The organism is Bacillus sp. PK6-026 (assembly GCF_054161455.1).
Genome location: NZ_CP096418.1, coordinates 2,981,886 through 3,000,754, shown reverse-complemented (window position 1 = coordinate 3,000,754; position 18,869 = coordinate 2,981,886). Strand labels below are relative to the sequence as shown.

The 18,869-nt window shown below is 47.0% G+C and carries 24 protein-coding genes and 1 other annotated feature; of the genes, 19 read left to right on the top strand and 5 right to left on the bottom strand.

Annotation, left to right across the window (positions count from 1 at the left end; genetic code table 11):
• Positions 1–28 precede the first annotated feature (28 nt).
• Positions 29–709 carry a septum site-determining protein MinC gene (gene minC / locus M1D59_RS15300; RefSeq protein WP_096748468.1) on the top strand — a complete coding sequence of 227 codons (681 nt, stop codon included), beginning with the start codon at positions 29–31 and terminating at the stop codon, positions 707–709.
• 2 nt (positions 710–711) lie between these two features.
• On the top strand, positions 712–1,518 hold the full coding sequence (gene minD / locus M1D59_RS15295; protein WP_020452447.1) for a septum site-determining protein MinD: 807 nt from the start codon (positions 712–714) through the stop codon (positions 1,516–1,518).
• A 45-nt stretch (positions 1,519–1,563) separates the two neighbouring features.
• On the opposite strand, the gene M1D59_RS15290 is transcribed toward minD, so the two are convergent.
• Entirely contained in the window at positions 1,564–1,887 is a 324-nt protein-coding gene (locus M1D59_RS15290; RefSeq protein ID WP_023855421.1) for an ArsR/SmtB family transcription factor, read from the bottom strand.
• On the bottom strand, positions 1,887–2,315 hold the full coding sequence (locus tag M1D59_RS15285) for an SRPBCC family protein (protein ID WP_026579136.1): 429 nt from the start codon (positions 2,313–2,315) through the stop codon (positions 1,887–1,889). The genes M1D59_RS15290 and M1D59_RS15285 overlap by 1 nt, the downstream gene beginning before the upstream one ends.
• A 145-nt stretch (positions 2,316–2,460) precedes the next feature.
• Between M1D59_RS15285 and M1D59_RS15280 the strand changes: the two genes are divergently transcribed.
• The 9 genes from M1D59_RS15280 (at position 2,461) to pheA (ending at position 8,792) form a co-directional block, all read left to right on the top strand.
• Entirely contained in the window at positions 2,461–3,252 is a 792-nt protein-coding gene (locus M1D59_RS15280) for a peptidoglycan DD-metalloendopeptidase family protein (RefSeq protein WP_105980149.1), read from the top strand.
• Positions 3,245–4,111 (top strand): M50 family metallopeptidase, encoded by an 867-nt coding sequence (locus M1D59_RS15275; protein WP_020452443.1) that lies wholly within the window; start codon positions 3,245–3,247, stop codon positions 4,109–4,111. The genes M1D59_RS15280 and M1D59_RS15275 overlap by 8 nt, the downstream gene beginning before the upstream one ends.
• A 73-nt stretch (positions 4,112–4,184) precedes the next feature.
• Positions 4,185–4,259, top strand: a sequence feature (ribosomal protein L21 leader region).
• 12 nt (positions 4,260–4,271) lie between these two features.
• The gene (gene rplU, locus M1D59_RS15270) at positions 4,272–4,580 is read left to right on the top strand and encodes a 50S ribosomal protein L21 (protein WP_003184027.1); all 309 of its coding nucleotides are present in this window, start codon (positions 4,272–4,274) and stop codon (positions 4,578–4,580) included.
• Positions 4,581–4,592: 12 nt separating this feature from the next.
• On the top strand, positions 4,593–4,934 hold the full coding sequence (locus M1D59_RS15265; protein ID WP_020452442.1) for a ribosomal-processing cysteine protease Prp: 342 nt from the start codon (positions 4,593–4,595) through the stop codon (positions 4,932–4,934).
• A gap of 12 nt (positions 4,935–4,946) precedes the next feature.
• Positions 4,947–5,228: a 50S ribosomal protein L27 gene (gene rpmA, locus M1D59_RS15260; protein WP_003184023.1), complete on the top strand. Its 282-nt coding sequence runs from the start codon at positions 4,947–4,949 to the stop codon at positions 5,226–5,228.
• 226 nt (positions 5,229–5,454) lie between these two features.
• Complete coding sequence (locus tag M1D59_RS15255; RefSeq protein ID WP_020452441.1) at positions 5,455–6,033, top strand: sporulation initiation phosphotransferase B; 579 nt, start codon at positions 5,455–5,457, stop codon at positions 6,031–6,033.
• A 32-nt stretch (positions 6,034–6,065) separates the two neighbouring features.
• Positions 6,066–7,352, top strand: a complete 1,287-nt coding sequence (gene obgE / locus M1D59_RS15250; protein ID WP_020452440.1) for a GTPase ObgE — start codon at positions 6,066–6,068, stop codon at positions 7,350–7,352.
• 117 nt (positions 7,353–7,469) lie between these two features.
• Positions 7,470–7,913 carry an ACT domain-containing protein gene (locus tag M1D59_RS15245; protein ID WP_023855415.1) on the top strand — a complete coding sequence of 148 codons (444 nt, stop codon included), beginning with the start codon at positions 7,470–7,472 and terminating at the stop codon, positions 7,911–7,913.
• A 27-nt stretch (positions 7,914–7,940) separates the two neighbouring features.
• Positions 7,941–8,792, top strand: a complete 852-nt coding sequence (gene pheA / locus M1D59_RS15240; RefSeq protein WP_025811045.1) for a prephenate dehydratase — start codon at positions 7,941–7,943, stop codon at positions 8,790–8,792.
• Between the two features lie 41 nt (positions 8,793–8,833).
• Here pheA and M1D59_RS15235 read toward each other — a convergent pair whose 3' ends face one another.
• Together M1D59_RS15235 and M1D59_RS15230 are read right to left on the bottom strand one after the other, a co-directional pair.
• A complete protein-coding gene (locus tag M1D59_RS15235; RefSeq protein ID WP_020452437.1) occupies positions 8,834–9,376 on the bottom strand; it encodes a transcription repressor NadR in 543 nt (180 codons plus the stop codon).
• Positions 9,345–10,523, bottom strand: a complete 1,179-nt coding sequence (locus tag M1D59_RS15230; RefSeq protein WP_020452436.1) for an IscS subfamily cysteine desulfurase — start codon at positions 10,521–10,523, stop codon at positions 9,345–9,347. Before M1D59_RS15230 ends, M1D59_RS15235 begins: the two co-directional genes overlap by 32 nt.
• Positions 10,524–10,623: 100 nt before the next feature.
• Here M1D59_RS15230 and nadB point away from each other — a divergent pair, with 100 nt between their 5' ends.
• The 7 genes from nadB to M1D59_RS15195 all read left to right on the top strand — a co-directional run bounded on the left by nadB (position 10,624) and on the right by M1D59_RS15195 (position 17,437).
• The gene (gene nadB / locus M1D59_RS15225) at positions 10,624–12,198 is read left to right on the top strand and encodes an L-aspartate oxidase (RefSeq protein WP_458117506.1); all 1,575 of its coding nucleotides are present in this window, start codon (positions 10,624–10,626) and stop codon (positions 12,196–12,198) included.
• A complete protein-coding gene (gene nadC / locus M1D59_RS15220; RefSeq protein WP_035338343.1) occupies positions 12,179–13,018 on the top strand; it encodes a carboxylating nicotinate-nucleotide diphosphorylase in 840 nt (279 codons plus the stop codon). The genes nadB and nadC overlap by 20 nt, the downstream gene beginning before the upstream one ends.
• A gap of 21 nt (positions 13,019–13,039) precedes the next feature.
• On the top strand, positions 13,040–14,149 hold the full coding sequence (gene nadA, locus M1D59_RS15215; protein ID WP_035338345.1) for a quinolinate synthase NadA: 1,110 nt from the start codon (positions 13,040–13,042) through the stop codon (positions 14,147–14,149).
• A 115-nt stretch (positions 14,150–14,264) separates the two neighbouring features.
• Positions 14,265–15,317: a SafA/ExsA family spore coat assembly protein gene (safA, locus tag M1D59_RS15210; protein ID WP_023855408.1), complete on the top strand. Its 1,053-nt coding sequence runs from the start codon at positions 14,265–14,267 to the stop codon at positions 15,315–15,317.
• Positions 15,318–15,489: 172 nt separating this feature from the next.
• On the top strand, positions 15,490–16,125 hold the full coding sequence (locus tag M1D59_RS15205; RefSeq protein WP_023855407.1) for a YhcN/YlaJ family sporulation lipoprotein: 636 nt from the start codon (positions 15,490–15,492) through the stop codon (positions 16,123–16,125).
• Positions 16,126–16,249: 124 nt separating this feature from the next.
• Positions 16,250–16,972, top strand: coding sequence for a YebC/PmpR family DNA-binding transcriptional regulator (locus tag M1D59_RS15200; RefSeq protein ID WP_144498728.1), 723 nt, complete (start codon positions 16,250–16,252; stop codon positions 16,970–16,972).
• A gap of 138 nt (positions 16,973–17,110) precedes the next feature.
• Complete coding sequence (locus M1D59_RS15195; RefSeq protein ID WP_023855405.1) at positions 17,111–17,437, top strand: hypothetical protein; 327 nt, start codon at positions 17,111–17,113, stop codon at positions 17,435–17,437.
• Positions 17,438–17,526: 89 nt separating this feature from the next.
• On the opposite strand, the gene M1D59_RS15190 is transcribed toward M1D59_RS15195, so the two are convergent.
• Positions 17,527–17,706, bottom strand: a complete 180-nt coding sequence (locus M1D59_RS15190; RefSeq protein ID WP_003183993.1) for a hypothetical protein — start codon at positions 17,704–17,706, stop codon at positions 17,527–17,529.
• Positions 17,707–18,109: 403 nt separating this feature from the next.
• Between M1D59_RS15190 and M1D59_RS15185 the strand changes: the two genes are divergently transcribed.
• Positions 18,110–18,820 (top strand): poly-gamma-glutamate hydrolase family protein, encoded by a 711-nt coding sequence (locus tag M1D59_RS15185; protein ID WP_144498726.1) that lies wholly within the window; start codon positions 18,110–18,112, stop codon positions 18,818–18,820.
• Positions 18,821–18,869: the final 49 nt, after the last annotated feature.

Sequence of the window (18,869 nt, the reverse complement as noted above, 5' to 3'; positions counted from 1 at the left end):
AAAAGAGTATGATGTTGAGGTGAACACCGTGAAGACCCAAAAGCAGCAATACGTAACAATTAAAGGAACGAAAAATGGATTGACGCTTCATCTTGATGACACATGCTCTTTTGAAGAATTATTGTACGGTCTTCAGGATATGCTGTCACTCGAACATTATATGGATGGAAAAGGCCAGAAAATCAGTGTGCTCGTTAAGCTCGGCCACCGTTTTGTGACCGAGGAGCAAGAACAGATCCTGACCGATGTGATCACTGAGAAACAAAATCTGTTCATCCACTCCATTGAAAGTGAAGTCATAACCAAAGATGAAGCAAACCGTTTAAAAGCGGAAAGCGAAATTATTTCTGTCGCTAAAATTGTCCGTTCAGGGCAAGTCCTCGAAACGGAGGGTGATTTGCTTCTGATTGGGGATGTGAATCCGGGAGGAATGGTGAAGGCCGGAGGGAATATTTTCATCCTCGGCTCATTAAGAGGGATTGCCCACGCCGGTTTTAATGGAAATAAACGAGCTGTTATTGCGGCTTCGGATATGAGACCGACTCAATTGCGTATCAATCATGTGCTCAATCGCTCCCCAGACCACATCCAAGAAGGGAACGACATGGAATGTGCTTATTTAGATGAAAATGAGAATATGGTCATTGACCGCCTTCAGCAATTAGCTCATTTAAGACCTAGTTTAACAAGGCTTGAGGGAGGAATGTAAAATTGGGTGAAGCTATCGTAATAACCTCGGGGAAAGGCGGAGTAGGCAAAACGACGACATCCGCAAATCTTGGCACCGCCTTGGCCATTTTGGGAAAACGGGTATGTCTCGTTGACACGGATATCGGCCTGCGCAATCTTGATGTCGTCATGGGCCTTGAAAATAGAATCATATATGATTTGGTAGATGTCGTTGAGGAGCGATGCAAAATCCATCAGGCGCTTGTGAAAGATAAACGCTTCGATGATTTGCTTTATTTGCTCCCGGCCGCCCAGACAAGCGATAAGTCGGCTGTTCTTCCCGAGCAGATGGTCAAGCTTGTCCAGCAGCTCAAACAAGACTTCGACTACATTGTCATCGACTGCCCTGCAGGGATTGAGCAAGGTTATAAAAATGCGGTCTCGGGCGCTGACAAAGCGATTGTCGTGACGACACCGGAAATCTCCGCTGTTCGTGACGCCGACCGGATCATCGGCCTGCTTGAAAAAGAAGAAAATATTGAGCCGCCGAGACTTGTCGTCAACCGGATCCGCAACCACTTAATGAAAAACGGCGATACGCTGGATGTTGATGAAGTCATTCAGCACTTGTCGATCGAACTGATCGGTATTGTTGCGGATGATGACGAAGTGATTAAAGCTTCCAATAACGGGGAGCCTGTCGTCATGGATCCGAACAATAAAGCTTCAATCGCATACCGGAACATCGCCCGCCGCGTGCTGGGCGAATCTGTGCCTTTACAGTCGTTTGAAGAAGAAAATAAAGGCGTTTTCGCAAAGATTAAATCATTTTTCGGCGTACGCGCTTAACTTGCAAAAAAGCAATCTCCAAAACGAGATTGCTTTTTTGCAGTTTCATTGATCGTTTTCGACTTTGTGCTTTAACAAGGAAAGCTTATTGTCCCAATACATGTCGAAGTAGGCGAGCCACTGCTGCAGCTCCGCGAGAGGTTCGGGATGAAGCCTGTACAGTTTTTCTCTGCCCGCTTTTCTTCCGCTGACAAGTCCGGCTTCTGACAAAATTCTCAGATGCTTTGAAACAGCCGTTCGGCTCATCGGGAAATGAGTGCTGATATCTGTTACAGGCAATTCCCTGCCGGCGAGGAGCTTCAGCATCTTTCGCCGTGAGGGATCGGAAACGGCTTGGAACACATCATGTTTTACGGCCGATGATGTCACTAGCCTTCAACTGCCTGACGCAGCTTTTGATTGACGATCACTTCCCAGCCGCCATTCATCCGATTGCGGACATCCGCTTGTTTTTCTCCCGCTTTTGCAACCGTTTCTTCCGGCGCGCCCCATCCTGAATGAATCAGGGTAAATTCGGTTTTTTCTGCAGACAGCTCTTTCAATTCAAATGTGACGATCCATCCCGACGTATCCCAGCTGAAAGCGAGTCGATGTGGCGCTTCAAGCTCGATCACTTTGCAAGGGGAGGGGCCGAACGGAGACTGCAAGGTGAATTCACAGCCGATCACCGGACGGAAATCATTTGGCATAAACCAGGCGGCGATGCCTTCACTGGTGGCGACGGCCTCCCACACTTTTTCTATCGATGCGTGAAAAACAGCCTGTTTATGTATATCAGGCACTTGTTGATTGCTCATAATAGACCTCCTAGAAAAAAGTAAAACCAAAAGGTTTCCTATCTATTATATGAAACCTTTTGGTTTTATGTCAATATACCGTCATAAACGCCTAGGACAAGACATATCATTGAACAAACGAACCTGAATGTAAAGGATGAGGGTTATGAGTCATAGAGCAGATGAGATTCGAAAAAGAATGGCCAGGAAAAGAAAGCGGAAGGCGCCGGATAAACAGCCCTTTTCGTCAGGCGGCAAAAAGCTGCCGGTCAAGCCGCCTGCATGGACAGCCTTTTCGGAAGATGAAAAGGCCGGAGACTTCCCTCCGCCTGAGGGAAGCTCCCTGCTGATAAATGGGAAGCACCCTCTTGTCAAAGCGGATGCGCTCATCATGAAATGTCTTCTGTCGGCATGTCTTGTCCTTGTGTCCGCTATTGCCTACAAAGGCCAGTTTGAACCCGCAAACCAAATCAAACCGGTCATCAGCCAGGTGTTTACTGAAGAGTTCCAATTTGCGGCTCTCCAGAATTGGTATGAATCCAAGTTTGGCGATCCCCTCGCATTCTTTCAACCGAAAGGTGAAAAACCATCCGGTCAGGTCGAGGTGAATCAAGATCTCGCTGTTCCTGCCATGGGAAAGGTTCAGGAGAAATTCTCAGGCCAGGGCATTAAGGTAGAAACAGAAGACGAAACGATCCGCAGCATGAAGGAAGGCTATGTCATTGAAGTGGACAAAAATCCGGAAACGGGCCTGACGGTGGTTTTGCAGCATGCGGACAACAGCTATACCTACTACGGCCAGCTGAAAAAAGCGGATGTCGCTTTATACGATTTTATAGATAAAGGAACGAAGCTCGGAACGATTAAGCAGGATAAAAATCAAAAAGGCGTCTATTACTTTGCGATCAAACAAGGAGAGGAATTTGTTGATCCGATACAGGTGATCACATTTGAATAAATGGACGGAGCTCTTCACCAAGCTTCACATTCACCCGCTGCTGTGGCTTGTCATGGCGATCGGTATCATGACAGGACATATTAAAGCGCTGTTTTGTTTAATGATCGTTATTTTGATCCACGAGCTTGGCCACGCTGCTGCTGCCGTTTATTTTTCATGGAGAATTAAAGGCATTTTCCTGCTGCCTTTTGGGGGAACGCTTGAAGTCGATGAACATGGCAACAGACCGTTAAAGGAAGAGCTGGCCGTCATCGCCGCGGGGCCTGTTCAGCATATCTGGCTTCAATTTGCTGCATGGCTTTTGGCGGTCAATTCGCTCGTCAGCCCTCATATATTTGAAACGTTTACCTTTTACAATCTGACCATCCTCTTGATTAATCTGTTTCCGGTTTGGCCGCTTGACGGCGGGAAGCTGCTGTTTTTGCTGTTTTCAAAACACCTTCCGTATCAGAAAGCACAGCGGGTGATGCTGGCTGTGTCGTGCTTTTGCTGTACTGTTTTAATCGCGGCAATTCTGTTGGTTTCCCCGTCACAGCTGAGCGCTTGGGTGCTCCTCGTATTTTTGGCTGCATCCCTTTACCAAGAATATCGCAATCGCCATTACGTCCATATCCGTTTTTTGCTTGAGCGCTATTACGGAAAGGAGAGGGAAGTGCGACGCCTCGCCCCGATCACGGTGTGCGCTGAACAGCAGATTTATGAGGTCATGCTCCTGTTTAAACGAGGCTGCAAACACCCGATCATTATTGAGAAGGACGGACAAAAACTGAGCCAGCTTGATGAAAACGAAGTTCTCCACGCTTATTTTACAGACAAGCGCACGACTTCCTCAATGGAAGATCTGCTTTTGGTTTATTGACCGTCCATCCTTCTAAAAGACATTGACACTCGGGCTCTTTTCTGGTATATTTTTTAATGTTATGGATGTAGCACCCGTGCTACAACCGCTCAGCACAGGTGTTAAGTGCTTTCTTAGCCCCCTGTGATTGGCGAGTCTTAGTTTATTAGGAGGTGCAGAGATGTACGCAATTATTCAAACAGGCGGAAAACAAATCAAAGTTGAAGAAGGCCAAACTGTATACGTCGAAAAGCTTGCTGCTGAAGCCGGCGAAACAGTTACTTTTGACAACGTATTGTTTGTCGGCGGTGAAAATGTTAAAGTTGGCAGCCCTACGGTTGAAGGCGCTACGGTAACAGGCAAAGTTGAAAAACAAGGCCGTGCGAAAAAAATTACCGTATTCAAGTACAAGCCGAAGAAAAACCAACATAAAAAACAAGGTCATCGTCAACCTTACACTAAAGTTGTAATCGAAAAAATCAACGCTTAAGGCGTGTATGATATGATTCATGCAAAGGTTACCAGAGCCCGATCGAACAAAGACATCTTAGGCTTTGAAATGTCGGGACATGCGAATTTTGCTGAACATGGTCAGGATCTCGTTTGTGCAGGGGCATCGGCGGTCGCCTTTGGAGCTGTCAATGCCGTCATGAAGCTGACGGGCATTGAGCCGGTCATTGACCTCGGGGAAGACGGCGGATTTTTATCTTTCGGATTCCCGGACGGTACGGATCGGGAGGCTTTTGAAAAGGCGCAGCTCCTTCTCGAAGGCATGATCGTCTCCCTTGAAACGATCGAACGAGACTACAAAGGTTACTTAAAAGTAACGACGAACAAAATATAGGAGGTGAGCTACATGCTAAGATTAGATCTTCAGTTTTTTGCATCTAAAAAAGGAGTAGGTTCAACGAAGAACGGACGTGACTCTGAGGCGAAGCGCCTAGGTGCTAAACGTGCAGACGGTCAATTCGTATCTGGCGGTTCCATCCTTTATCGTCAGCGCGGAACAAAAATCTATCCAGGTGAAAACGTTGGGCGCGGCGGAGATGACACTCTATATGCAAAAGTCGACGGAACTGTTAAATTCGAACGTTTCGGCCGTAACCGCAAAAAAGTGAGCGTATATCCTGTAGCCTAACCTTTAAACGAAACTCCGGTCGTTCTGACCGGAGTTTTTTACATACAGCACCGTGACTTGCTGAAAAACACCTTCCCGCCCCCTGGACAAGGCCGGGTTTCCGCTCTGATTCTGCTTCTTTAAAGTATATAAACGTGTTTCATTTATACTGCCTTCTCTGTTATAATTCAAAGTACAAACTGAATCAGACTCCTAAAATAGAGAACAAACGATTGGGAGTGCAAAAATGGAAGAAACTTCGAAAAAACAAGAAAAGACGATGGACGATAAGGCTTTGACCCATGAGCTTATTCATCTGCTCAGCCATTCAAGGCACGACTGGATGAATAAACTGCAATTGATTAAAGGAAACTTAACATTAAAAAAGTATGACCGCGTATTTGAAATTATTGATGAAGTGGTCATCGAAGCTCAGCATGAATCAAAGCTTTCAAACCTTAAAATCCCGCGTGCGGCGTATGAGCTGCTTACATTTAACTGGATGGCCCATTCGCTGACGCTTGAATATGAGGTGATCGGTCAGGTCAGAGATTTGTCAGCTTATGAAGAGAAGCTCGTCGTTTTCGTCAGAAAGCTGTTTGGGACTTTTGAGGATGCCGTTTTGAAAGGCGGCGACAATCATCTGACGATCACGCTGCAGACGGACGGTCCGGACGACCGGCTCGTCATCTTTCTGGATTTCCACGGCGTATTCACAAAGCTGACCGGTATCAAAGACTTTCATCATTCACTGGCTGATTTTTATGAAATCAAGCGGCTTGATGTAACAGACCGTGAGTGCATCGCTGAAATTCATATCAAGTAAAGCGGTTTTTTAGGAATAGAACGGAGGACATTATGTTTGTTGATCAGGTAAAAATATACGTAAAAGGCGGAGACGGAGGCAACGGAATGGTTGCTTTCCGCCGCGAAAAATATGTGCCAAAAGGAGGCCCTGCCGGAGGTGACGGCGGAAAAGGCGGAGACGTCGTTTTCAAAGTTGACGAAGGCCTCAGCACGCTGATGGATTTTAGATATCAAAGACATTTTAAGGCGACGCGCGGAGAACACGGCATGTCTAAAAACCAGCACGGCCGAAATGCAGAAGACATGGTTGTAAAAGTCCCGCCCGGCACGGTTGTCATTGACGATGATACAAAGCAGGTCATCGCTGATCTAACGGAGCACGGACAGGAAGCCGTCATCGCAAAAGGAGGACGCGGCGGACGAGGCAATACCCGTTTCGCGACGCCTGCCAACCCGGCGCCGCAGCTTTCTGAAAACGGCGAACCCGGCAAGGAGCGCTATATCGTTCTCGAGCTGAAAGTTTTGGCCGATGTCGGTCTTGTCGGTTTCCCAAGCGTTGGAAAGTCAACGCTCCTGTCTGTCGTGTCTTCGGCCAAGCCGAAAATTGCCGATTACCACTTTACAACGCTGAACCCGAATCTCGGAATGGTCGAAACGGAAGACGGCCGCAGCTTTGTAATGGCGGATCTTCCGGGACTGATTGAGGGGGCGCACGAAGGGGTTGGCCTCGGACACCAATTCCTCAGACATATCGAAAGAACGCGCGTCATCGTGCACGTGATCGACATGTCGGGTCTTGAAGGGCGCGACCCGTATGAAGATTATGTGACCATCAATAAAGAGCTTGAACAGTATAATCTGAGGCTGACAGAACGTCCTCAAATTATTGTCGCCAATAAAATGGATATGCCGGATGCGGAAGAAAATCTGAAGGCATTCAAAGAAAAGCTTACAGATGATTATCCTGTTTTTCCAATCAGCGCGTTGACCAGACAAGGATTGAGGGATCTGCTGTTTGAGATTGCCGACCGTTTGGAAACGACACCGGAATTCCCGCTCTACGACGAAGAAGACATGACTGAAAACAGAGTCATGTATAAGCTTGAGGATGAGGAAGCGCCGTTTGAGATCAGCCGTGATCCTGATGGCACCTTTGTGCTCAGCGGAGCCAAGCTTGAACGCTTATTTAAAATGACGGATTTTTCAAGAGACGAGTCTGTTAAGCGTTTCGCCAGACAGCTTCGCGGAATGGGCGTTGATGACGCGCTTCGGGCCCGCGGTGCAAAAGACGGAGATACGATCCGTCTTCTCGAATTTGAATTTGAATTTATCGACTGATCATACCGGAGAGTTTGCCAGGCAAGCTCTCCGACTTTTAGCTGAAAGGAACGCCTTTCCTTTCGCTTGCTGGATCAATGTAAAGGAATTAGGGTTTTTAAAAGGAGAGAAAAGTCTGTGAAAGAGGAGACCTTTTATCTTGTCAGGGAAGACGTGCTGCCGGAGGCAATGCGGAAAACACTTGAGGTCAAAAAGCTGATTGAGCGGAAAAAAGCGGAATCTGTAGCTGAAGCCGTCCAAAAGGTAGATTTGAGCCGAAGCGCTTTTTACAAGTACAGAGATGCGGTTTTTCCTTTTTATACGATGGTCAAGGAACAGATTATCACGCTTTTTTTTCATTTGGAGGACCGCTCGGGAACGCTGTCCCATCTGCTCCAAGTGGTGGCTGAATCGGGCTGCAACGTGCTGTCGATTCACCAGACCATCCCTCTTCAAGGAAGAGCGAATGTCACGCTGTCCGTCAGTACGAGAGGAATGGATGGAAATATCGATTTGCTGATGAACAAATTAAGAAAGCTGGAATTCGTAGAAAAGGTCGAAATACTAGGTTCGGGCGCTTAAAGGGAGAGAATGTCATATATCATGAGTATGAGAGTAGGTTATTTAGGTCCAGAAGCAACATTTACGCACCTTGCCGTCTGCTCCTGCTTTTCAGATGCAGACCAGCAAGCATTTAACACAATACCCGCCTGTATGGATGCGGCGATGAACGGCGAGATTGATCTGGCTGTCGTCCCGCTTGAAAATGCAATTGAAGGATCGGTGAATCTGACAATAGACTACTTAATCCACGAACAGCCCCTTTATATTGTCGGAGAAATCACCGCTCCCATCCGTCAGCATTTACTTGTGCATCCTGCAAGAAAAGAGGCTTGGGAAGACATTCAGAAAGTTTATTCCCATTCCCATGCGATCGCGCAATGTCATAAATTTTTGCACAGCCGGTTCCGCTCCATTCCGTTTGAATATGCGACATCCACCGGTGCAGCTGCAAAATACGTGAGTGAACATCCGGACGAGAACATCGGCGTGATTGCCAATGAAATGGCAGCCGCTACGTATGGATTAGACATCGTCAAAAGAGATGTGCATGACTATGAATACAATCACACGAGATTTGTGATGCTTCATCCGGATCACGAGGCATCTCCGCCGGTCAATCCGCACTTGACGGGAAGGCCGAAAACGACTTTGCTGGTAACCCTTCCTTCGGACAGATCAGGGGCTCTCCACCAGGTGCTGTCGGCTTTCGCCTGGAGAAATTTGAATCTTTCTAAAATTGAATCGCGGCCGACAAAAACCGGTCTCGGCAATTATTTTTTCATTATTGATATTGAAATGGCACTGGACGATGTGCTGATTCCAGGTGCGATAGCTGAGCTTGAAGCTTTGGGCTGCAAGGTGAAAATGCTCGGAGCCTACAATGCGTATACATTATAAAGAAAGGTCCTTTGCATTGATGACGGCAAAGGACCTTTTCTTTATTCGGGAATGAGGATGCCCGCTTTTTGCAGGGCGTCGCAAGCTTGTTCGATCTTCTCTTCGTCATCTGCCTCCAATGTGTGCAGATGGGTGCCGTTTGTCAGTTGAGACAGATAAGCGGCGTTTGTCGAAGAGATTTTTTTGACGAAGTCCGAGACTTCTTTTCTTGTGCTGACTCTGATCGAAGCTGTTAAGTCGCCGTAGACAGGATGTTCAATCGTTACATCTTTCACCGTTACGCCAAAGTCGACGATCAGATTCAGCTCTTCTTCCGTTTTTTCCGGCTCATGGTCGCAAGCGATGAGCCGCTGAACCGGCTGTTTTTTGCCGAGAACTGACTGCAAATACACGTATCCTTGGCTTGTTGCGATGATCGGTTCGTTTTTTGCTTTTAATAAAGAAATGTCCTGTACGATGACCTGCCGTGAAACAGATGCTCTTTTCGCCAGTTCGCTTCCTGTCAGCGGAGCCTCAGACTCCTTCAGCCAGGCCAGAAGCTGCTGGCGCCGCTCAGCGCCCGTAAGTTTTAATCCGTCTGTCAATCCGATGGTCTCCTTTCTCATGCATCATATCTTCAAAAACGTCCAACAGCTTATCAACATGTTCGCTTGTCGTATCGCATCCGAACGAAATTCGGACGAATTGAAGCGCGAGCTCCCTTGGGACTAAAAGGGCTTTCATCGTATTCGACGGCTCATGATAGCCGGCTGAACACGCGCTTCCGGTAGAAATGCAAATTCCTCTCCGATTACATTCCAGCATAGTATATTGTCCTTCAAAGGAATGAAAAAAACAACCTATAATATGCGGCAGAACATGCGAATTTGCCGAATCGGGCACAGCGAGGGAGACGGGAAGCTTCCGGGCTTTTGCCTTTTCCAGAAAACGGGCGCGCAGCTCCTGATGTTTAAGATACGCGGCATCCATACGCTTTATTGTCAACTCGGCAGCGGTAATGAAAGCGCCGATTCCAGGGACATTGACGGTGCCGCTCTTCAATCCGTTTTCATGTAAAGTGCCCGGGTAGACGGGTTTCCAGTTCACACCAGGCCGAATATAGACCGCTCCAACTCCTTTTGGTCCGTATACTTTATGGCTTGAAAAAGATAAGGCATCAGCGCCGAGCTCATCAATGCCGACCGGAATCTTGGCAAAGGTCTGTACGCAGTCGCTGTGCAGGAGCACGTCCCGCTTATGCAAGTAAGCCGAAAGCTTTGCCAGGGGCTGGATGACGCCTGTTTCTGAGTTGGCATGCTGAATTGAGACGAGACCTGTATCAGGACGGAGGTGCCGTTCCAGTATCTCTGTTGTGATGATGCCTGAAGCATTTGGTTTCATCAAGTCGACTTCAAAGCCCAGTATCTCAAGATGCCGCTTCAAAATGTGGATCGACTGATGTTCCATTTCTGTCATTAAAAAGCGCTGCTTTCCGGCGGGGAGTCCATTTAAGATGGAGTGAATCGCCAAAAAATTGGCTTCGGTGCCGCCGCTCGTAAAATAAACGCCTTCTTCTTCCCCGGATAAAAGTTCCGCCATCTTTTGGCGGCAGTAGCGCAGAATACTTTCGGCTTTCCCTCCTGCATCATGCAGACTACTCGAATTTCCGTACACGTCTGTGCTCAGTTTTTGAAACGCGTCCAAGGCTTCTTTTGCCGCCGGTGTCGTCGCTGCATAATCAAGATAAATCACGGCTCTCGTCTCCCATTCTTTATAAAAAATACTTGAGTTTATTTTATCGATATGTAAATATAGGTGTCAAGACACATGTAAATTTACAGGAGGAGTCGACATGTCTCATCAGACGATAATTGTTGTCGGAGCAGGTGCCGCTGCGCTGTCTTTTGCTGCATCCATTCCGCCGTCTTATGAAGTGATTGTGATGACAAAAGCATCTGTAAAAGACAGCAATTCAACCCTCGCTCAGGGAGGAATTGCCTCGGCTGTATTGCCTCGCGATTCCTGGTCAGCTCATGCGGACGACACATTATATGCCGGATGCGGCCACAATCAAATCGAAGCGGTTCAAGATGCCATTAAAGACGGCCAGCGCCTTGTTGATGAGCTGATTCTTCAGCATTTCCCTTTTGATACTGACGAATCCGGAAAGCTCTGCCTCGGCAAAGAAGGCGCACATTCGATGAACAGAATTTTGCATGCCGGGGGAGACGCTACGGGGCAGGCGCTGATCCGGCACTTAATCGGAAGGCTCGGTCCTCACGTCATACTGAAAGAATACGAAACGGCGGCGGATTTATGGATGGAAGACGGACGCTGTGCGGGCGTCTGGACGAAAGACCGCCAGGGAAAGACTTTTCTCAGGAAAGCCGATTTTGTTGTGCTGGCGGCAGGAGGCTGCGGAAATCTATTTCAAATCAACACGAATAACCGTTCTGTGACAAGCGATGCGATTTCTTTGGCATATCGGGCAGGAGCCGAGCTCGCAGATTTGGAATTCGTTCAATTTCATCCTACATTGCTCGTCAAAGACGGGCGCGCACACGGGCTTGTTTCAGAAGCTGTGCGCGGAGAAGGAGCTGTCTTGGTTGATGAAAACGGCCAGCGGGTGATGGAAGGGATTCACCCCATGCAGGATTTAGCGCCGCGGGACATCGTATCTCGTGCGATTCACGAAAAGCTTGCCTGCGGAAGCAGCGTATTTTTGGATATTATCCGCATATCAGACTTTAAAAGCCGCTTCCCTACGATTTCCTCTCTTTGCGAAAAAGCCGGAATTTCCATTGAAGAAGGCCGGCTTCCGGTTTCACCGGGCATGCATTTTTTAATGGGGGGCGTTTCTGTGAACAGATGGGGGGAAACGGCGGTTCCACACCTTTATGTGATTGGGGAAGCTGCATGCACCGGCTTTCACGGTGCCAACCGTCTGGCAAGCAATTCTCTCTTGGAATGCATCGTCTTCGGAAGGAGAGCGGCGGAACGGATACAAGCTTATCAAAAACTTGAGCCTGTCAGAGGACAATCTCCTCAGCCTGAGGATGTGACATATTCTGTTCCCCTGACAGATGTGAAGGATATTCAAAAACACATGACAGATCATGTGGCGATCGTGCGAACGGAGGATGAATTGACGAAGGCGAAAGAATGGCTTGAGCGAGTGCCTTTTCAAATCGTGAATGTGAAAGAAATCACAAAAGAACAGCTTGAATTAGCTCATTTATGGCAGACCGCCAAGCAGATGACGGCCTCGGCATTGCTTCGTACAGAAAGCAGAGGCGGCCATTACCGTTCGGATCGCCCGGTGCCTGATGATAAAAACTGGCATGGCAAGCAAATCGTTCACACAAAAGGCGGGATCAAGATAAGACAAAACGAAGGGATTGTGAAATATGCAGCGGCTCATACTTAGGAACATGCTTAAAGAATTTTTCAAGGAAGATATCGGCTGGGGGGATTTCACTTCTGAAGCCGTTTTCGATGCCAATCTTCAATGCGAAGCTGTCATCACAGCGAAGGATGACGGATGGTTTGCAGGAGAATTAGTAATTTTCGAAGGCTTTCGGCTGCTCGATGAAACGATTGCCGTGCAAATGCTGAAAACAGATGGCGAAGCGGTCCATAAAGGAGAAACGATCGCGCGACTCAAAGGCCGTGCAGCTTCTCTCATGACCGGCGAACGGGTCGTGCTGAATCTCATTCAAAGAATGTCGGGGATCGCCACTTTAACAAAGCAGTCCGTTATCAGGCTGAATGATCCGGATATCGCGATTTGCGATACGAGAAAGACGACGCCGGGCCTGCGCATTCTTGAAAAATACGCGGTCAAAACCGGCGGGGGCTGCAATCACCGTTATGGTTTGGACGGCGGCATCATGATTAAAGACAACCACATTGCCGCCTGCGGCTCGATTTCAAAAGCGGTTGAAAAAGCACGGGCAGCGTGCGGCCATATGGTCAAAATCGAGGTGGAGATCGAGTCTGAACAAGAGCTTCAAGAAGCGATTGAGGCTGAAGCCGATATCATTATGTTTGACAATTGTCCTCCTGACAAGGTGAAAGCATTTGCGGAAATGACACCCGCAGGCATTATGACGGAAGCTTCAGGCGGAATTTCATTTGAAAATCTCCCCGCATACAGGGGAACAGGGGTGCACTGTATTTCATTGGGCTACTTGACCCATTCGGCGAAAAGCCTTGATATCAGCATGAATGTCGATCTAAAAAAATAAGCGGGATTGGAGAGGTGACAGATGTCTATTTTAAACTTGATTCATGACAGGAACGCCGGCATGATGCCGGAGCTGTATAAAGAATTGACCGAAGAAGAAATGGCCGGAAGGATTTTGAATATCAAAAAGAAATTCGGAGAAAGGCTGTTTATCCCGGGGCATCACTACCAAAAAGACGAAGTGATCCAATTTGCGGACGCGACGGGAGATTCGCTTCAGCTGGCGCAAGTCGCCCAAAAAAATAAAAAAGCGGAATATATCGTGTTCTGTGGCGTGCATTTTATGGCAGAAACAGCCGATATGCTTACTTCCGACGAACAGATTGTCGTTTTGCCGGACATGCGCGCAGGCTGTTCGATGGCCGATATGGCCAACATGCAGCAGACGAATCGCGCCTGGGAAGAGCTTGCAGAGCTGTTTGGCGATACCATCATTCCCCTCACATATGTCAATTCGACAGCGGAAATCAAAGCTTTTGTAGGAAGAAACGGGGGAGCGTCCGTGACATCCTCAAATGCGGCCCGCATGTTGACATGGGCGCTATCGCAAAAGGAGAGAATTTTATTTCTTCCGGATCAGCACTTGGGACGAAACACGGCATTTGACCTCGGCATTCCCCTCAGCAGAATGGCGGTGTGGGATCCCATCGAAGAAAAACTTGAGTATAACGGCGATTATGAAGACATAAAAATCATTTTGTGGAAGGGGCATTGCTCTGTTCACGAAAAATTTACCGCGGCGAATATCAAAAGTGTTAAAGAACGGGATTCGGACATTAATGTTATCGTTCATCCGGAATGCACCCATGAAGTCGTCGCGCTCAGCGATTTCAGCGGGTCTACAAAAAAAATCATCGATACGATTAATGAAGCAAAACCGGGGAGCAAATGGGCGATTGGAACAGAGATGAACCTTGTTTCGCGCATTATTCAAGAACATCCTGATAAACAAATCGAATCCCTTAATCCAGATATGTGCCCTTGTTTGACAATGAACAGAATCGACATGCCGCATTTGCTGTGGTCGCTGGAGCAGATTGACAAAGGTGAACTGACAGGCGTGATCAAAGTTGATCAAGATATCGCAAAAGATGCCATTCTTGCGCTGAATCGGATGTTAACGATCCGTTAAATGTTTGGAGAACAAGTTTTTATCATAACCCCTCCGCTATGCGCATAAATTTGTGGAGAAGCATATTTGTTATTCTCATCTGTTCGTTCACGTTTTTGCATAGGAGGGGAAAACGTTGAAAATTCATATTGTCCAAAAGGGCGATTCTCTGGAAAAAATCGCGGAAAGATATGAAGTGGACTTTGAAGAACTGAAAAAGCTGAATTCGCAGCTGAGCAATCCAGATTTGATCATGCCGGGCATGAAAATCAAAGTACCATCAGGGGGAGTGCCGGTCAAAAAAGAAGAACAGCTCAATATGAGAAAAGAATTACCGAAAAAACAGCAGGAACATCCATTTGCAAAAGAAAAACCGAAAGGTAAGCTTGATGTTGAAGATATAAAACCGAAAGAAAAGCCTTCGGTTCCTTATGTTCCGCCTGTCCCGAACATCGGGCAGTCAAGTTTGCCTGAAGGCGACATTTCAAATTTGTATCAAAGCGTCAATCAGCTTCATCAGCCGTACGCACCTCCAAAACCTTATGAACATCAAGAGAAAGGCCCCAACATGTATAATCCATGGACAAATGAGGAGGAGAATCATATGGAAAATGTCAATTATCCGAATGTTCCGCAGCCGCCGAATGTCGGTGCAGCAGGTGATGAAAATAAGCAGTTTCACGGCATGCCAAATGTAGCTGCTGCCGGATATCATCACCATCACCATCCGCATCCTTATCCGTTCTATCCTGGAGGCTGCTGGATTCCTGTTTCACCGGTGCTGCCTGGATCGGGCTTATGCCACCCTTGGTATCCATATCCTGCTCAAATGCCTTACATGCCTCAGCCTAGCTATGTATCTCCTGCTGAATATGACGGTGATGACAACATGGGGCATGACAATGCCGGTCATCACGGATATCATCATCAGCCGATGACTGCTCCGGCATATGCGCCTTATCAGCCGTTTCCGGGATATGCATCACCAAACGTCGGACACGATCCCAATATGGCACACGGCAAAGAAGATGACTGCGGGTGCGGGCCAGGCCAATTCCCGGGAGGTTTTCCGGGTGCAGCGCCATATGGACAGATGCCGCAAATGGGAGCTCCGTACGGTATGGGCGGATACGGACAGCAGCCCGCAGGCGGACAGATGTTTAACAGACCGGAAGATGAAGAAGACTGATTCGGAATGGGACGATGATCTATCGTTCCTTTTTTATTGTGGGCCGCTATAAACACTTTCATGCTTTTTCACGGGACTGTCTATAACTGTCAAGGGTAACTCTTCACATCTCGCACATCCTAAAAAAGAGCGCAATGCTCAAATTCAGCGGTTTTCACGGGGGGTATTACCATTGGACAGCAAGCTGAAAGTGTTTTCGGGTATTTTGCTTTTGACAGCTGGTCTATCTGCCTGCGGAACGAACGACGCTATAGATAATGGAAACAATACGCGTCCGATCGGATATTATTCAAATGATGCAGATCGTAATAACGGTCTTGATAATGACGGTCCTGTTACAGAAATGCTTGAAAACATGAACGGGAGAAACGGTGCAACGAACGTGAACAATCGAGCGGGCAACGGCAATCCCGTTCCAACAGGCGATGGAACTTTCAGCCGGGGAGACATGAATTATCACAATCATTTGGTGAACACGGCGGACACGGGCTATAACAGACCGGAAAACCGTAAAATCTCCAGGAATATCACTGGACGCGTCAACAAGTTGAATTATGTTGACGAGAGTCAGGCCGTCGTAACGAATGAAACGGTCATCATCGCGGTACGGTCAGATAAACAGCTGACAAATAATGAGAGAACTCAAATTAGAAAAGCAGCCAAAACGTTTGCTGGAGACCGGACAGTTCAAGTTGTCGAGGACGACGGCGCATTTACAAGGCTGCGCGAAATGAACGACGACCCTCAGAACATTAGGGATCGCGGAGACACGACGAATAACAATTTGAACCGCTTGCGCAACCAATAAGCAGGGAATTGCCGGGGATTCCCCGGCAATTTTTTAGTAAGCGTTCGGCCGATTTCTTTACAAAAACGGGGAAAACCGTATAAAGTGTACATAGAGACGAGAATTTTTTTGGAGGTAGAAAGATATGGCTGGCCATTCTAAATGGAAAAATATTCAGAGAAGAAAAAATGCCCAAGATGCTAAACGCGGCAAAATTTTCATGAAGCTTGCCAAAGAAATATATGTAGCCGCAAAAGAAGGGGGACCCGATCCCGAATCTAACGCAAGTCTGCGTCTCGTCATCGATAAAGCCAAAAATGCAAACATGCCAAACGACAACATCGACCGCGCCATCAAAAAAGCTTCCGGCAGCCAGGATGGAAAAAGCTACGAGGAAATTACGTATGAGGGCTACGGCCCAAGCGGTGTGGCTGTCATGGTCAAATGTTTGACAGATAATAAAAACCGGACGGCGACAAACGTCAGAACTGCTTTCAGCAAAAACGGCGGCAGCTTGGGGGAAACAGGATGTGTTTCTTATATGTTCGACCGGAAAGGATATATTGCAATCGAGCGTGAAGATCTTGAGATAGATGAAGAGGAGTTTATGCTTGAGGTCATTGATGCCGGTGCCGAGGAGCTAGAAACGAGCGAAGAGCTGTTCGAGATTTATACAGAGCCCGAACAGTTTGAAGAAGTAAAGAAAAACTTGGAGGAGCGCGGCTACGAAACGGCGACAGCCGAAATGACAATGGTTCCGCAAACCTATGCAGAGGTCGATGAAACACTTCAGGAAAAAGTCGAAAAACTCATTGACGTACTTGAAGATGATGACGATGTGCAGGAAGTGTATACGAACGTTCATTAAAGGACGCCGCACCAGGTTCGCGGCGTCTTTTTATGCATTCAACCATTTAGCAGCCGTATCAAGCTGCTGCGGAATCAAGATTTGATTTTTCATCATATATTGTGAAGGAATCTGTCATCATGAGAGGAGGTTCTATAAATGGCTGAACAGCGCGAAAATGAGAAGCCTTTCACGGCTATAGACGCGGGTGCGCAAGATCAGGAAACCGCTCAAGTCATCGAAAAAATCAACAGCTTTATCACGGGATTTGGTCAATCCATCAATGAGCTGGTTCAGAAAAACAGCGGCATCGATCTGAGAGAGGCCGACCTCACAAAAAGTGAAAATGCAGAGATGAATCAAGCGGTCCAAAATATCATCAGCGAATACATTCAAAATATCAACAGCCTGAATGCTGATCTTAGCGGAAAGATCGGTGAATCGATCAACGGCATCGTCACAAACAAAGATCAAAAAGATGTTTAAGCATTTGACAGCATGACGTGTATTGCCGGCAAAGCTCCATTCAGCCTTGTCGGCAAGTTTTTTTATACATATGAGAATGTACTGTAACGCTAAATGCTTTTTTTCATGCCGCAGCGCCGGCATTCACGCAAAAACTGCCCGTTTTTTACAGAGCTTTTAAAAAGGGTGTAATCGCAATTGTCGCACCGTCCGTGGCGGACATCCGGATATTGATTGTAATCATAAACTTTTGTCAGGTCGTAGCCTTTTGTTTCATATTCTGTTTCCATGTTTTATCACCTGCATTTTTATTGTCGGTAATAGGATAACAGAACGGGGATGAAAAGAAAATATAACATCAGCAGCCGGCAGACGCGGCAGATGTTACTTTTATCAAACCGTATACCCCGTTTCTGATAGAATGCCTTATTCTCAAGCGGGATAGGCTGTAGGGAAAGTCGTGCAACAAGAGACGCCTATTCTTATGAGATTTTTTTCTTAAAATTTATCGATCTTTTAAACTAATGAAAAAGCATCATTTTATTTAAATTTTTATTTTTTATCAAACTTATTCATAATTGAACGCGTCATGTCTAAAGCGTAAAATAACTGTGTCACAAAAAAGCCAAATATACAATGAGGCTTGGAGGACATGCTTAGAAATCGAAAGGTAGTGTAAAAGGGGAATAATCAATGAAGAAAAAAGTACTCATCTACTTGGTGATCGCAGCAGTGATGATAAATGGCGCATACAGGTGGTTCGAAAAAACAACCCGGGAGAACTTTCAGATCCAGGCCGGGGACAGATACATGAATTTCAAGGAATTGCAGGAACACGAAAAAAGCGGTTATGACATTGAGTACCACGAAAAAGCGGGAAGCGACTGTTTAATTTTTTCGCCTCATGGAGGAAGAATAGAAGGCGGAGTAAGCGAGCTTGTCAGAGCTTTCAAAGATGATTATTCAACTTATTTATTCGAAGGAAAAAAGGATGAGAACAACTCGGATCTTCATATTACAAGCACAAACTTTGACGAGCCTCTGGCATTGCAGAAAATAAAAGAACACCGCTATACCATCGCATTCCACGGCTATTCCGGCGACCGCCCGCACACGCTTGTGGGAGGAACGGACAGAAAGCTGGCAAAAGCCATCGTCAAATCTCTGAAAGAGTCTGACTTTTCCGCAGAATTGGTCAAAGTGGACGGGAAATTTGCCGGAACTGCCGAGGAAAACATCAATAATGAAAGCCAGTCAGGAATGAGCGTGCAGCTTGAAATCAGCACGGCTCAAAGGAAAGAGTTTTTCGAAGACTTTTCCTATAAAGAGAGGGAGGAAACAAAAACGAGAACATTCCGCAAATATGTCAAGGCGGTCCGAAGGGTGCTGCAGGACAGATGCTGAAAATGGAAACTCGTGTTATTCTGTGTATGAACTGCTAAAACACGAAGGA

Excerpts from the sequence above, each read along its gene's own strand:
- M1D59_RS15255 (WP_020452441.1), top strand. The coding sequence starts at position 5,455 with ATGGAAGAAACTTCGAAAAAACAAGAAAAGACGATGGACGATAAGGCT.
- M1D59_RS15195 (WP_023855405.1), top strand. The coding sequence starts at position 17,111 with ATGGCTGAACAGCGCGAAAATGAGAAGCCTTTCACGGCTATAGACGCG.
- M1D59_RS15280 (WP_105980149.1), top strand. The coding sequence starts at position 2,461 with ATGAGTCATAGAGCAGATGAGATTCGAAAAAGAATGGCCAGGAAAAGA.
- M1D59_RS15185 (WP_144498726.1), top strand. The coding sequence starts at position 18,110 with ATGAAGAAAAAAGTACTCATCTACTTGGTGATCGCAGCAGTGATGATA.
- obgE (WP_020452440.1), top strand. The coding sequence starts at position 6,066 with ATGTTTGTTGATCAGGTAAAAATATACGTAAAAGGCGGAGACGGAGGC.
- nadB (WP_458117506.1), top strand. The coding sequence starts at position 10,624 with ATGTCTCATCAGACGATAATTGTTGTCGGAGCAGGTGCCGCTGCGCTG.
- M1D59_RS15190 (WP_003183993.1), bottom strand. The coding sequence starts at position 17,706 with ATGGAAACAGAATATGAAACAAAAGGCTACGACCTGACAAAAGTTTAT.
- M1D59_RS15285 (WP_026579136.1), bottom strand. The coding sequence starts at position 2,315 with ATGAGCAATCAACAAGTGCCTGATATACATAAACAGGCTGTTTTTCAC.
- M1D59_RS15200 (WP_144498728.1), top strand. The coding sequence starts at position 16,250 with ATGGCTGGCCATTCTAAATGGAAAAATATTCAGAGAAGAAAAAATGCC.
- rplU (WP_003184027.1), top strand. The coding sequence starts at position 4,272 with ATGTACGCAATTATTCAAACAGGCGGAAAACAAATCAAAGTTGAAGAA.
- nadA (WP_035338345.1), top strand. The coding sequence starts at position 13,040 with ATGTCTATTTTAAACTTGATTCATGACAGGAACGCCGGCATGATGCCG.
- rpmA (WP_003184023.1), top strand. The coding sequence starts at position 4,947 with ATGCTAAGATTAGATCTTCAGTTTTTTGCATCTAAAAAAGGAGTAGGT.
- M1D59_RS15265 (WP_020452442.1), top strand. The coding sequence starts at position 4,593 with ATGATTCATGCAAAGGTTACCAGAGCCCGATCGAACAAAGACATCTTA.
- nadC (WP_035338343.1), top strand. The coding sequence starts at position 12,179 with ATGCAGCGGCTCATACTTAGGAACATGCTTAAAGAATTTTTCAAGGAA.
- pheA (WP_025811045.1), top strand. The coding sequence starts at position 7,941 with ATGAGAGTAGGTTATTTAGGTCCAGAAGCAACATTTACGCACCTTGCC.